The following is a 13,314-nucleotide window of genomic DNA, read 5'->3' as shown; positions in this document are numbered from 1 at the left end:
CGGCTCGCCGAGGGCCCGATCTCCGGTTTCGTCAGTTTCGACGGCGGCCGGGTCGGCATGCTCCAGGGCGAGGCGCTGCTGAAGGGCATGGGAGCCCGGGCCGACGACGGCGGCGTGGTCATGGTGAACGGCGACCCGTCCAGCCCCAACGCCGCCTGGTACGAGGGCGGCGCCCGGTCGGTGCTCCGGGACAAGGTGCGGATCCTCAAGTCGTACAACACCCTGGGCTGGCGCACGGAGAACGCGCACGACCACATGGCTGCCGCGATCAGCACCCTCGGCACGAACCAGATCGACGGGGTGCTCGCGGCCAACGACTCGATCGCAGCCGGTGTCATCGCGGCGCTCAAGAGCGCGCGCGTCGCGCCGCTGCCCCCGGTCACCGGCCAGGACGCCGACCTCGACGCCGTGCGGCGCATCGTCAAGGGCGAGCAGTACATGACCGTCTACAAGCCCTTCCGGCAGGAGACCGACGCGGCCTCCGCCATGGCCGTCGCCCTGGCGCGCGGCAACGACCTCGACGTCCTCGTCACGACGACCGTGGACAGCCCCACCACCAAGGACGTCCCGGCGGTGCTGCTCGACCCGGTCTCCGTGACGGCCGAGACCATCGGGCGGACGCTCGTCCGCGACGGCGTCTACACGATCGACCAGATCTGCACCCCGAAGCTCCGGCCGGCCTGCGACCGGATCGGGCTCACCCGGTGAGGAGGTGATCCCCGTGGCCCACCCGCCCGTACTGGCGTTGCGCGGCATCTCCAAGCGGTTCGGCGGCGTGCAGGCGCTCGTGGACGTCGATCTCCAGGTCCGGGCCGGTGAGGTGGTGGCCCTGGCGGGCGACAACGGCGCCGGCAAGTCCACGCTGATCAAGGTGATCTCCGGCGTCAGCCCCGCCGACCGGGGCGTCATCGAGTGGGAGGGGCACCTCGTGCAGATCAAACGCCCGCACGACGCCCACGCCCTGGGCATCGCGACCGTCTACCAGGACCTCGCCATGTGCGACAACCTCGACGTCGTGGGCAACCTCTTCCTCGGCCGGGAGATCGACCGGGTGGGTGTCCTCGACGAGGTGGAGATGGAGCGCCGGGCCCGCGATCTGATGCGGACCCTGTCGATCCGTATCCCCGACGTGCGCATGCCGGTAGCGGAGCTGTCCGCCGGGCAGCGGCAGGCCGTGGCGATCTCGCGCTCGCTCATGGGCGCGCCCAAGGTCCTGCTGCTCGACGAGCCCACCGCCGCCCTGGGTGTGGAGCAGACCAGCCATCTGCTCGACCTCATCGAGGAGGTGCGCGACCGCGGTATGGCGATCATCCTCATCAGCCACAACATGGGCGACATCAAGGCCGTGGCGGACCGGGTCGCCGTGCTGCGCCTCGGCCGCAACAACGGTCTGTTCGACGTGAGCACCGTGACGCAGGAGCAGATCATCTCCTCCGTCACCGGGGCGGCGGACAACGCCGTGGCGCATCGCACGAAGGGCGACGAGGAGGCGTGGCCGTGACCGGGGGCGGGCCGCACCGCGGCGGCGGGCCGGCCGCGCCGGGCGGCGGCGCCGAGCGGGTCGCGCCCGGCCGCGCGCCGCGCACCCGCGGCTGGTCCGGCACCCTGCGGGACTACGCCGTGGAGTTGCGCGGCAGTGTGCGCGACGGCGAGCGCGGGCCGCTCCTGGTGGTGGCCGGGCTGATCGTGATCTGGTGCCTCTTCCAGGCGCTGGACGACAAGTTCCTCTCGCCGCGGAACCTGTCCAACCTCAGCGTGGACATCGTCGGGACCGGTCTCGTCGCCGTCGGCATCGTGTTCGTGCTGCTGATCCGGGAGATCGATCTGTCGGTCGGCTCGGTCAGCGGTCTGGCGGGCGCCGTGTTCGCCGTGCTGAACGTGAACGAGGGGATGCCGGAGTGGCTCGCGGTGGTCGTGGCGATCGCCGCGGGCATGGCGGTGGGTGCCTTCCACGGGTTCTTCTTCGCCTGGCTCGGCGTGCCCGCGTTCGTCGTGACCCTCGCGGGGCTGCTGATCTGGAACGGCCTGACGCTCTACCTGCTGGGCGCGAGCGGCACGATCAACATCGACGAGGAGGGCCTGGTCGCCTCCCTGACCAGCCGGCACTTCAGTGACGACTTCGCGGCCTACGCGGTGGCGGCGCTCGGCACGGCCGGGTACTTCCTGGCCGCCCGCCGCAAGCGCGCCCGGCACCGGGCCGCCGGGATGCCCTACCGGCCGCCGGTCGAGGTCTGGGTGCGCACCGGCGTGCTCGCGGTGCTCGCCTTCACCGCCGCCTACACGCTCAACCGGTTCCAGGGGCTGCCGCTGGCGCTGCTGATCTTCCTGGTGGTGCTCGTCGTCTCGGACTACGTGCTGCGCCGTACGCGGTACGGGCGGCGGGTCTACGCGCTCGGCGGCGGGGTGGAGGCGGCGCGCCGGGCGGGCATCTCCGTGATGCGGGTGCGGGTCGCGATGTTCATGGTGTCGGGGACGCTGGCCGCGATCGGCGGGCTGTTCGTGGCCTCGGGTCTGACCTCGGCGAGTCCCACGACGGCCCGTGCGGCCGGCTCCGGGATGCTGCTGATCAACGCGATCGCGGCGGCTGTCATCGGCGGTACCAGTCTGTTCGGCGGGCGCGGCTCGCCCTGGTCCGTGCTGCTCGGTGTGCTGGTCATCCAGTCGGTCGCCTCGGGCATGGGGCTGCTGGGGGTGGAGGACGCGGTGCAGTTCATGATCACGGGTGGGGTGCTGCTGGCCGCCGTCGCGGCCGACGCGCTCTCCAGACGCGCGGCGGCCCGGCGGGGCCGCCCCTGAGCCACCGGATGCCCGGAGTACCCTGTTTCTTACGAAATGTCTAATAAAGAGCAAACAGAGACGTGAGACACGCGTGTGGTGAAGGAAGGGCGCCGTGTCCATCGGAGTGCCATGAAACGCAGCCTTCTCGCCCGGGCGGCCGTGGCCGCCACGGCCGTCGCAGGCCTGGTCCTCGCCGGATGCGGTGACACCGACGCGCCCCGCGGCGACCAGGCCGACATCAGTGTGCTCGCGATGGACGCGTCCCAGATGCAGACCCTGAAGAAGCTCACCAAGAGGCATTTCACCGCGGAGACGGGCATCACGGTCGACTACACCCTGCTGCCGGAGAACGAGGCGCGGGAGCGGATGAACCGCGAGTTCGCCACCCAGGCCGGCACCTACGACGTGGCGAGCGTGAGCGCGTACGAGGTGCCGATCTACTCGGACAACGGCTGGCTCGTCCCGCTGGACTCCTATGTGAAGGCGAACGAGGACTTCGACCAGGACGACGTCTTCCCCAACCTGGTGTCCTCGCTGACCGGCGAGGACGGCAAGCTCTACGCCGAGCCGTTCTACGGCGAGGGTTCCTTCCTGATGTACCGCAAGGACCTCTTCCGCGAGGAGGGGCTGACCATGCCGCCGAAGCCGACCTGGGCGCAGGTCGCCGACCTCGCCGCCAAGGTCGACGACGCCGACGGCGCGAGCGGCATCTGCCTGCGCGGCCTGCCCGGCTGGGGCCAGAACCTCGCCCCCCTCAACACGGTCGTCAACACCTTCGGCGGCGCCTGGTACGACACGGACTGGAACGCGCGCCTGACCTCGCCCGAGTTCAGGAAGGCCGTCGGGTTCTACGTCGACCTGCTCCGCTCCCACGGCGAGCCCGGCGCCGACCGGATGGGGGTGCTGGAGATCCTCGACAGGTTCGTCCAGGGCAAGTGCGCCATGATGTACGACGCCACGTCGCTGGCCTCGTCGATCGAGGCCGACGGTTCCGCCGTCAAGGGCAAGGTCGGCTACGTCCCGGCCCCGCACGACCGGACCGAGAAGGCCGGCTGGCTGTGGACCTGGGCGTGGGGCATCCAGCAGGCTTCCGAGAACAAGGACGCCGCCTGGAAGTTCATCTCCTGGGCCTCCTCCAAGGAGTACCAGCAGCTGGTCGGGCAGGAGATCGGCTGGACCGCGGCGCCCGCCGGGAACCGCAAGTCGCTCTACTCCAACCCCGCGTACCAGCAGGCGGCCGGCGCCTGGTACCGGCAGGAGTACAGGGCGGCGACCGACTCCGCCGATCCGAAGAACCCCGGCGTCGGCCCCCGTCCCTACACGGGTATCGGCTTCCTGGGCATTCCCGAGTTCGCCGTGCTCGGTACGGCGGTCTCCGAGCAGATCGCCGCGGCCGTCGCCGGGCAGCAGCCGGTGGACAAGGCCCTGGAGAAGTCGCAGGACCTCGCCCAGGCGGCGGCGGCGAAGTACCGGGGCGAGTGACCCGCTGCCGGACCTGCGCCGAGGCGAGGGCCGCGCCCCCGGTCACCCGGGAACGCGGCCCTCGAACTGCCCTGAACGGCCGTGCCGGTCCGCTTACTTGCGGATCAGGCTGCGCAGCACGTACTGCATGATGCCGCCGTTGCGGTAGTAGTCCGCCTCGCCGGGGGTGTCGATGCGGACGACCGCGTCGAACTCGACGCCGGTGTCGGTGGTGACCTTCACCGTGCGCGGGGTGGTGCCCTCGTTGAGCTCGGTGACTCCGGAGATGGAGAAGGCCTCCTCACCGGTCAGGCCGAGGGACTCGGCGGACTGGCCCTCCGGGAACTGGAGCGGCAGGACGCCCATGCCGATGAGGTTCGAGCGGTGGATGCGCTCGTAGGACTCGGCGATGACGGCCTTGACGCCCAGGAGCGCGGTGCCCTTGGCGGCCCAGTCGCGGGACGAGCCGGAGCCGTACTCCTTGCCGGCCAGGACGACCAGCGGGATGCCGGCGGCCTGGTAGTTCTGCGAGGCGTCGTAGATGAACGACACCGGCGCGTCGGCCTGGGTGAAGTCGCGGGTGTAGCCGCCCTCGGTGCCCGGCGCGATCTGGTTGCGCAGGCGGATGTTGGCGAACGTACCGCGGATCATGACCTCGTGGTTGCCGCGGCGGGAGCCGTAGCTGTTGAAGTCACGACGCTCCACACCGTGCTCCGTGAGGTACTTGCCGGCCGGGGTGTCGGCCTTGATGGCACCGGCCGGGGAGATGTGGTCGGTGGTGACCGAGTCGCCCAGCTTGGCCAGCACGCGCGCGCCGGAGATGTCGGAGACCGGGGTGGTCTCCATCGTCATGCCCTCGAAGTACGGGGGCTTGCGGACGTAGGTGGACTGCGGGTCCCACTCGAAGGTGTTGCCGGTCGGGATCGGCAGCGCCTGCCACTGGGCGTCGCCCGCGAAGACGTCCGAGTAGGACTTGGAGAACATGTCCTCGCCGATGGCGCTGGCGACGACCTCGTTCACCTCGGCCTCGGAGGGCCAGATGTCCTTCAGGAAGACCGGGTTGCCGTCCTGGTCGGTGCCCAGGGCGTCCCGGGTGATGTCCACCTTCATGGAGCCGGCGAGCGCGTAGGCCACGACCAGCGGCGGGGACGCCAGGTAGTTCATCTTGACGTCGGGGTTGATCCGGCCCTCGAAGTTCCGGTTGCCGGAGAGGACCGAGGTGACCGCGAGGTCGTGGTCGTTGACGGCCTTGGAGACCTCCTCCGGCAGCGGGCCGGAGTTGCCGATGCAGGTGGTGCAGCCGTAGCCGACGAGGTTGAAGCCGACCTTGTCGAGGTACGGGGTCAGGCCCGCCTTCTCGAAGTAGTCGGTGACGACCTTGGAGCCCGGGGCGAGGGTGGTCTTGACCCACGGCTTGCGGGTCAGGCCCTTCTCCACCGCCTTCTTGGCCACCAGCGCGGCGGCGACCATGACGTACGGGTTGGAGGTGTTGGTGCAGGAGGTGATGGCCGCGACGGTCACCGCGCCGTGGTCCAGCTCGTACTTCGTACCGTCGGGGCCGGTGACGGTGACCGGGTTCGACGGGACGACGGCACCGGTGCCGTCGGCGTGCTGCGGCGCGCCGGCGCCGTTCTCCTGGTTGCCGTAGGCGGGGGCGTCGGAAGCCGGGAAGGACTCGGCGCTCGCCTCGTCGACCGGGGAGGCCGAGGCGGCGGCCTGCTGGGCGACGGGCGCGTCGACGTAGTTGAGGACGTCCTTCGCGAACTGCTGGGCGGCCTCGGCCAGGACGATACGGTCCTGCGGGCGCTTCGGGCCGGCGATGGAGGGCACGACCGTCGACAGGTCGAGCTCCAGCTTCTCGGAGAAGTCGGGCTCGGCGGCCGGGTCCAGCCAGAGGCCCTGCTCCTTGGCGTACGCCTCGACGAGGGCGAGCTGCTGCTCGGAACGGCCGGTGAGCTTGAGGTACTTGATCGTCTCGTCGTCGATCGGGAAGATCGCGGCGGTCGAGCCGAACTCCGGCGACATGTTGCCGATGGTGGCGCGGTTGGCCAGGGAGGTGGCGGCGACGCCCTCGCCGTAGAACTCGACGAACTTGCCGACGACGCCGTGCTTACGCAGCATCTCGGTGATGGTCAGCACGAGGTCGGTGGCGGTGGTGCCGGGCGTGAGCTCACCGGTGAGCTTGAAGCCGACGACGCGCGGGATGAGCATGGAGACCGGCTGGCCGAGCATGGCAGCCTCGGCCTCGATGCCGCCGACGCCCCAGCCCAGCACACCGAGGCCGTTGACCATCGTGGTGTGCGAGTCGGTGCCGACGAGGGTGTCGGGGTAGGCCTGGCCGTTGCGGACCATGACCGTGCGCGCCAGGTGCTCGATGTTCACCTGGTGGACGATGCCGGTGCCGGGCGGGACGACCTTGAAGTCGTCGAAGGCGGTCTGGCCCCAGCGCAGGAACTGGTAGCGCTCCTTGTTGCGGCCGTACTCCAGCTCGACGTTCTGCGCGAAGGCCTCGTTGGTGCCGAACTTGTCGGCGATGACGGAGTGGTCGATGACCAGCTCGGCCGGGGAGAGGGGGTTGACCTTCGCCGGGTCGCCGCCCAGCTCCTTCACGGCCTCACGCATGGTCGCGAGGTCCACGACACAGGGCACGCCGGTGAAGTCCTGCATGATCACGCGGGCCGGCGTGAACTGGATCTCCTGCGACGGCTGGGCCTGGGAGTCCCAGCCGCCGAGGGCGCGGATGTGGTCGGCGGTGATGTTCGCGCCGTCCTCGGTGCGGAGGAGGTTCTCCAGCAGCACCTTCAGGCTGTAAGGGAGGCGCGCGGCGCCCTCGACCTTGTCCAGCCGGAAGATCTCGTACGACTCGTCGCCCACCTGCAGCGTGCTGCGGGCGTCGAAGCTGTTCGCCGACACGACAGTCTCCTTCATTGATGTGCGCGTACCACCACGATCCTGCCGCCACGGCATCTCGGCCGATCCGCTAAGGTAAGGCTAAGTTAGGTAGGCCTTACCGGGCTGGCGGCTGCGGTGCTCCCCGGCAGATATCTCGATGTCGAGATAACTCTAGTACACCGGGGCCCGTAGGTCATGCCCCGGCGTCCGTCATGCGGTCATGCACATCCCTCTCCGGGGTATCCGAACCAGAAGTCCACGCCGCAAACGGAGAGGAGACAGGCATGCCGCTCACGTTCCGCAAGAGTTTCCGGATCCTTCCGGGGGTGCGCCTGAACATCAACAAGCGCTCCTGGTCCATCACGACCGGCGGCGGAAAGAACGGCCCGCGTCACACCCGCAGCAGTACGGGACGTCGCACGACATCCATGGATCTGCCCGGACCTTTCGGGTGGCGGCGTACGCGCACGAGTCGCCGACCCTGAAGCCACCAGGGAGGATTGACCTCCCGTCACCCGAATGGACCCCCCAGCCGAGTCCCATCTCATATCTGAGATAACCTCAACCGCATGGCAGACGACTACCTCGTACGCATCGGCAAGCTCATCCGTGACGCCCGGCAGCACCGGGGCTGGACCCAGTCGCAGCTGGCGGAGGCGCTCGGCACCAGCCAGAGCGCCGTGAACCGGATCGAGCGCGGCAACCAGAACATCAGCCTTGAGATGATCGCGCGTATCGGGGAGGCCCTCGACAGCGAGATCGTGTCGCTCGGCTACGCCGGTCCGATGCACCTGCGGGTCGTCGGTGGCCGCCGGCTGTCCGGCGCCATCGACGTGAAGACGAGCAAGAACGCGTGCGTGGCGCTGCTGTGCGCCTCACTGCTCAACCAGGGGCGCACGGTGCTGCGCCGCGTCGCCCGCATCGAGGAGGTGTACCGCCTCCTGGAGGTGCTGGGCTCGATCGGCGTCCGCACCCGCTGGATCAACGACGGTGTCGACCTGGAGATCGTGCCGTCGGCCGAGCTGGACCTGGCGGCGATCGACGCGGACGCGGCCCGCCGCACCCGCTCGATCATCATGTTCCTCGGTCCGCTGCTGCACCGCATGGACTCCTTCAAGCTGCCCTACGCCGGCGGCTGCGACCTCGGCACACGCACGGTCGAGCCGCACATGATCGCCCTGCGCCGGTTCGGTCTCGACATCGCGGCCACCGAGGGCCAGTACCACGCGAGGGTCGACCGCTCGGTCCGCCCCGACCGCCCCATCGTGCTGACCGAGCGCGGCGACACGGTGACCGAGAACGCGCTGCTGGCCGCCGCCCGGCACGACGGCACCACCGTCATCCGCAACGCCTCCTCCAACTACATGGTCCAGGACCTGTGCTTCTTCCTGGAGGCCCTCGGCGTCAAGGTCGACGGCATCGGCACCACCACGCTCACCGTGCACGGCGTGCCGACCATCGACGTCGACGTGGACTACTCCCCCTCCGAGGACCCGGTCGAGGCGATGAGCCTGGTCGCGGCGGCCGTGGTCACCGAGTCGGAGCTGACGGTGCGCCGCGTGCCGATCGAGTTCCTGGAGATCGAGCTGGCGGTCCTGGAGGAGATGGGCCTCGACCACGACCGCACGCCCGAGTACTTCGCCGACAACGGCCGCACCCGGCTGGTGGACCTCACCGTACGGCCCTCCAAGCTGGAGGCGCCGATCGACAAGATCCACCCCATGCCGTTCCCCGGCCTGAACATCGACAACGTCCCGTTCTTCGCGGCCATCGCGGCGGTCGCCCAGGGCAAGACCCTCATCCACGACTGGGTCTACGACAACCGCGCCATCTACCTGACGGACCTGAACCGCCTCGGCGGCCGACTCCAGCTCCTCGACCCGCACCGCGTCCTGGTCGAGGGCCCGACCCGCTGGCGCGCCGCAGAGATGATGTGCCCGCCGGCCCTGCGCCCCGCGGTGGTCGTCCTGCTGGCGATGATGGCGGCGGAGGGCACGTCGGTGCTGCGCAACGTGTATGTCATCAACCGGGGTTACGAGGACCTGGCGGAGCGGCTGAACTCGATCGGGGCGCAGATCGAGATCTTCCGGGACATCTGAATGGCGGGTGCCGCCGCACCTCGCATGACCTGCACGAATGCAGGTCAGGAAGGGATTGTGACGGCACCTCTGGGACTTCTCTGGGACTTTGGGCCAGGACCGGGCTCCTGCCGGTCGTCCGGGCTACGCGAAGACCGCGTCGACGGCGGCGTGGCCGAGTGCGGCAGAGGTCCTTCTCACGCGAGGTCCCTCCTGGCCCGCCCGTGCAGCGTCAGGTAGAAGGTCTGTAGGGATTCCCCGGGTCCACCGAGGTCGAAGCCGTTACGGACCTTGCCGAGCGGGTTCCAGACCCGGCCGTCCGGCATCCGCACCCCGACCGGCTGGCCGAAGTAGGCGCGCTGGTCGGCGTCGAAGTCCACCCACACCGCGCCCGCGCGGCGCACGAGCACCTCACCGACGTAGGCACCGAGCCCGAACAACGGCTCCTGCAACTGCTCTCCCCCCGCGCCGCCCTTGCGCAGCCCGTCGATCAGGAAGTCCACGATCCGCAGGCTGGCCACGGAGTAGTCCAGCGGCAGCCGGTTGCGCACGGTGACGCGGGCGACGAACTTCGCAGCGCGCGACCGCATCAATTCAGCCCCCAGGTCGCGTCCGTCCACTGCGCTCATGAGACCCCACCCCTTCGCTCGATCAGCGGGAAGTCCTGCTTCCGGCACTCCCGATCGATCAAGCGGATGTCGCGTCACCGACATCACGGGTCACAGTCGTGATGATTGCCACATAAGAAAGCCACAGGAGACGTACAACCTTTTCGAGTCTTGCGGCGGATCGTCGGCTGGCAGGGCGAGTACCACGCCAGCGTGTCTCCGGCCGGGATCACGCCTGCGCGACATCCTGGACCGGCACACAACGCGCGTGTGACGCGACTGAAACGACGGGCGTCAGGTAGCCGTCACAGCCGAAGAGGTCCACGAGAAACCGGCATCGTCGTCAATTCTGTCAGGGCTGAAGACCGCGTCTCATATCGGCCCATTGGGTGAAGAGTTCAATGAACGGATCGTTTTCGCCCATCCTGGAGAGCAGATCCTGAACCCTCTCCGGAGGATAGTCGTCAACCATGAGCAGCAACTCCGACTGGAGCGCCCCGCGACGACGAATGGACGGCGTTTCCGACGACTGGATCGCCGCGAGAAGGTTCTCTCGGACGAGCAGTTGTCGGATCCTTGGAACCTCGGCCACCAGCGTTTCCCCAAGGACCTTCCCCACCTCGGCGCGGTTCCTGTCACCAAAGGCCCACCTCGTACGGAAAACACCCGACGAAGCAGGGTCGTGAGCCGCCGAATCCGGCGGAATCAAAGAGTAGGACGCCAGGGCTCCCGATTCCTTGACCTCGGGAACTCCGGCAACCATGTACTGCCGGTTCAAGAACTGCCAATGAGGCTCCGGAACGAACGAACACTGGGCATGAAAAACCACTGCCTGAGGATCAACACGCACGGGCGTGAAGTGGATGAAGGCAACGTCCCCGGAGTCACCGTCGAGTCTGTACACCTGCCCCTTCTTTCTGAAGCCAAGGGGCTTCAGCTTGGGCGTTACAAACTCTTTCAAGAAGTCGGACAGTTCCTTCACGGCCACCACCAGTTATTTCGCTTCTTCCCCTGGGCCTTGAGACGGTTCACGTACCACTCGGCCTCGGGTACCGCCTTGCTCGCGTCCCCGGCCGACTTGACCTCCCAGACGTAGTAGACGTCGGCCTTGGCGTCGTATCCGAGGATGTCGGGTGTGCCGACACTGCAGTCGGGAACCGCGAGTCCTCGGTTCCTCCGCGGTGTCCCTCGATTGCCGTTGCGGGGGTACATGCACTCCTTGTTCGCCCCGTCAATCTTCGTCGGCGGCAGCACTGAGAAGTCAGTCGCCCCGATGCTTGCGGCTTGCGCCTCGATTTCCAGGATCGCACGGTCCTGGGCCGCATTGTGTCGACTGGTCTTGTTCCCTGTCTTGCCGGGAAGTGCGTTCCGGCCGATCGTGACGGCATTGCACCCGCTGATCCCCCCACACAGGGCATCGACCGACGTATGGCCATCGACTTCGATCTGCGAAATGGGATTTCCGCCGGTGAAGGCGTAGCGGTTCCCGGTGAAGGGATCGGCACCGAGGCCCATGTCCGCGAGCGCGCCGTTGTACATGTCCCGGCTGGTGAAGCGGTTCAGACCCGGGTTGTAGTCACGGAAGCCCATGTCGTAGGTGCCGGACTGAGCGTCCCAGCGCTTGGCGTTGTAGCGGTAGGGGTTGTAGCGGTAGGGGTTATAGGTCTCCTTGGTCGGATCCGTGGTGCTCGGCTTGTCGATGCCGGTGAACTCGGAGGTGTCGTCGGAGCCGTAGGCGGTGTAGCCGTAGGTGGCCTTCGTGTCACCGTTGTTGTCCGTGAGCGTTTCGACGTCGGTGTGGCTGTTGTAGCCGTAGTAGCCGTCCTCGGTTGTGCCGTCGCCGTTGTGCGTGACCTGCGACAGGCGCTCCCCCCACGGGCTGTACTGGTACGACTTGGTCAGCTCGCCCGCGACCTTCTCGTCCAGGACCTCGTTGGACAGGCCCAGGTACGCGTAGTCCGTGGTCTTGCCGTCCGCTGTTTTGGACGTGGTGCGGTCGAGCGGGTCGTACGTGTACGTGGTGGACTTCATCGCACCTGTGTCGTCCCTCTTCTGGGACTCCACGACGTGGTCGAAGCCGTCGTACACGCTCCTGTCGATGATCTGCCCGCCCGAGGTGACGGATTCCTGGCGGCCGAACGGGTCGTAGTTGTAGTTCGACGTGGCTGCGCCGTCAGCGGTGGCGCTCAGCAGGCGGTTGCGGTCGTAGTCGTAGTCGGTTGTGACGTTGCGGACGGTCTGGCTGATGACGTTGGCGTTGTTGTCGTAGACGTAGCTCTCGGTCTCCGCGCCGTTACCCGTCTTGACCGACTTGGTGAGGCGGTCGGCCGGGTCGTAGGTGTAGTGCGTGGTCGACGACAGGTACGCCGCGTGGTTGTCGGCGTTCATCTTCTGCGCCACGTCCTGCGACTTGTTCCCGTTGGGGTCGTAGGCATAGGTGTGCGAGGAGACAAGGGTGCCGTTCGGCTTCTTCTCCGTGGTCGACTTCAGCGCCGCGTCCAGGTAGTACCTGTAGTCAACGGTGTTGCCGTTGGCCTTGGTCTGCTGGAGCGTCTGGCCGCGGTCGGTGTAGGTGTAGGACGTCACCTTGGGATCGGTGTCCGTCGCCGTCTTGCCGACCGAGACTGTCTTCACCAGCTCACGCAGGTCGTACGTGTACTTGGAGAACTGGTCGGGGTGCGTGATCGTGTCCGGCTGGCTGTTCGCGTCGTAGGTGTACGACGTGCACTTCTTCTCCTGCCCGGACAGCGCCTCGGTCACCTTCTGGACCTGATTGAGGCCCGTGTAGGTGATCGCGTACGCGTCGATCTCCGCGGTCGACGAGGTGTCGTCGATCGACGTGAGGTTGCCGTTGAGGTCGTAGGAGTAGGCGAAGTCGCTCTTCTCCGTGTCGGCCGGGTCGCCGCTGGTGTCACGGACGAGTTTCACGCCGTCCGCGACGACCACGCCGCCGCTGTTCTGGAACAGTTGCAGCTTGGCGTCGTTGCCCTGCTGGAAGGAGTAGGAGCCCAGCGAGACCCAGGTGCCCTGGTTGGCTGTCGCGTTCTGGTCGATCGTCTTGTCGGCCGTCCCGGTCTCATGGGTGAGCGTGTACTTGGCCGTCGTCGCGGCGCCCGTGACCTTGGGGAACTTCACGTACGCGGTGTACGTGCCGTCCTTGGGGATGTTGAGCGTCCACGTGAAGGCGTCCGGGCCGGCACCCGCCGCGTGGGTCTCGTGGTTGTAACCCTGCTGGCCGGCGATGTCAGCCTTGGTCCAGGTGCCGGTCTTCGCAGTGTTCTGGGTGTCGGAGTTGTGTCTGAACGACAGATTCGGCCACGGTGATTCCCGAACACTCGTTTTTCGCCTGGGTGACCGAATTTGTAAAGCCCTTTTGCAAAAGGAAGGGAAAACAAATTCTAGGTACATTCAACTGGCTAAAAATAGATCGGTGTACCGGCCCTTGAAGGCGCAACCTGACTCTCGTCAGCAGACGGGTGCGCGCTTGAGGGGAGTCC

At 67.7% G+C, this 13,314-nt stretch carries 9 protein-coding genes and 1 pseudogene; 6 read left to right on the top strand and 4 right to left on the bottom strand.

Going from position 1 to position 13,314, the window contains the following annotated elements; translation table 11 throughout:
* The 4 genes from CCL05_RS07970 to CCL05_RS07955 form a co-directional block, all read left to right on the top strand.
* The coding region (locus CCL05_RS07970; protein ID WP_086559778.1) for a substrate-binding domain-containing protein at positions 1-708 on the top strand (708 nt) is incomplete at its 5' end.
* 13 nt (positions 709-721) lie between these two features.
* Positions 722-1,501 (top strand): ATP-binding cassette domain-containing protein, encoded by a 780-nt coding sequence (locus tag CCL05_RS07965; RefSeq protein ID WP_086559777.1) that lies wholly within the window; start codon positions 722-724, stop codon positions 1,499-1,501.
* The gene (locus CCL05_RS07960) at positions 1,492-2,796 is read left to right on the top strand and encodes a sugar ABC transporter permease (protein ID WP_086559776.1); all 1,305 of its coding nucleotides are present in this window, start codon (positions 1,492-1,494) and stop codon (positions 2,794-2,796) included. Before CCL05_RS07965 ends, CCL05_RS07960 begins: the two co-directional genes overlap by 10 nt.
* Positions 2,797-2,907: 111 nt before the next feature.
* On the top strand, positions 2,908-4,260 hold the full coding sequence (locus tag CCL05_RS07955) for an ABC transporter substrate-binding protein (protein ID WP_086559775.1): 1,353 nt from the start codon (positions 2,908-2,910) through the stop codon (positions 4,258-4,260).
* 93 nt (positions 4,261-4,353) lie between these two features.
* On the opposite strand, the gene CCL05_RS07950 is transcribed toward CCL05_RS07955, so the two are convergent.
* Complete coding sequence (locus tag CCL05_RS07950; protein ID WP_086559774.1) at positions 4,354-7,152, bottom strand: aconitate hydratase; 2,799 nt, start codon at positions 7,150-7,152, stop codon at positions 4,354-4,356.
* A 263-nt stretch (positions 7,153-7,415) separates the two neighbouring features.
* Between CCL05_RS07950 and CCL05_RS07945 the strand changes: the two genes are divergently transcribed.
* Together CCL05_RS07945 and CCL05_RS07940 are read left to right on the top strand one after the other, a co-directional pair.
* Entirely contained in the window at positions 7,416-7,616 is a 201-nt protein-coding gene (locus CCL05_RS07945) for a DUF4236 domain-containing protein (RefSeq protein ID WP_086559773.1), read from the top strand.
* 84 nt (positions 7,617-7,700) lie between these two features.
* On the top strand, positions 7,701-9,230 hold the full coding sequence (locus CCL05_RS07940) for a helix-turn-helix domain-containing protein (protein ID WP_086559772.1): 1,530 nt from the start codon (positions 7,701-7,703) through the stop codon (positions 9,228-9,230).
* A 176-nt stretch (positions 9,231-9,406) separates the two neighbouring features.
* Here CCL05_RS07940 and CCL05_RS07935 read toward each other — a convergent pair whose 3' ends face one another.
* From CCL05_RS07935 to CCL05_RS07925, 3 genes and pseudogenes are all read right to left on the bottom strand, one after another.
* The gene (locus CCL05_RS07935) at positions 9,407-9,838 is read right to left on the bottom strand and encodes a hypothetical protein (protein ID WP_086559771.1); all 432 of its coding nucleotides are present in this window, start codon (positions 9,836-9,838) and stop codon (positions 9,407-9,409) included.
* 331 nt (positions 9,839-10,169) lie between these two features.
* The gene (locus CCL05_RS07930; protein WP_143589831.1) at positions 10,170-10,799 is read right to left on the bottom strand and encodes a DUF4304 domain-containing protein; all 630 of its coding nucleotides are present in this window, start codon (positions 10,797-10,799) and stop codon (positions 10,170-10,172) included.
* A gap of 416 nt (positions 10,800-11,215) precedes the next feature.
* A pseudogene (locus CCL05_RS07925) lies at positions 11,216-13,111 on the bottom strand (golvesin C-terminal-like domain-containing protein); the annotation flags it as partial.
* Positions 13,112-13,314 lie beyond the last annotated feature (203 nt).

Origin of the sequence: Streptomyces africanus (assembly GCF_002150735.1) — a bacterium.
Classification (GTDB): Bacteria; Actinomycetota; Actinomycetes; order Streptomycetales; family Streptomycetaceae; genus Streptomyces; species Streptomyces africanus.
This window is presented reverse-complemented; position numbering and strand designations above follow the sequence as displayed.

What these genes read in the sequence shown, in the direction of transcription:
- CCL05_RS07945 (WP_086559773.1), top strand. Translation starts at nt 7,416, where the DNA reads ATGCCGCTCACGTTCCGCAAGAGTTTCCGGATCCTTCCGGGGGTGCGC.
- CCL05_RS07935 (WP_086559771.1), bottom strand. Translation starts at nt 9,838, where the DNA reads ATGAGCGCAGTGGACGGACGCGACCTGGGGGCTGAATTGATGCGGTCG.
- CCL05_RS07955 (WP_086559775.1), top strand. Translation starts at nt 2,908, where the DNA reads ATGAAACGCAGCCTTCTCGCCCGGGCGGCCGTGGCCGCCACGGCCGTC.
- CCL05_RS07940 (WP_086559772.1), top strand. Translation starts at nt 7,701, where the DNA reads ATGGCAGACGACTACCTCGTACGCATCGGCAAGCTCATCCGTGACGCC.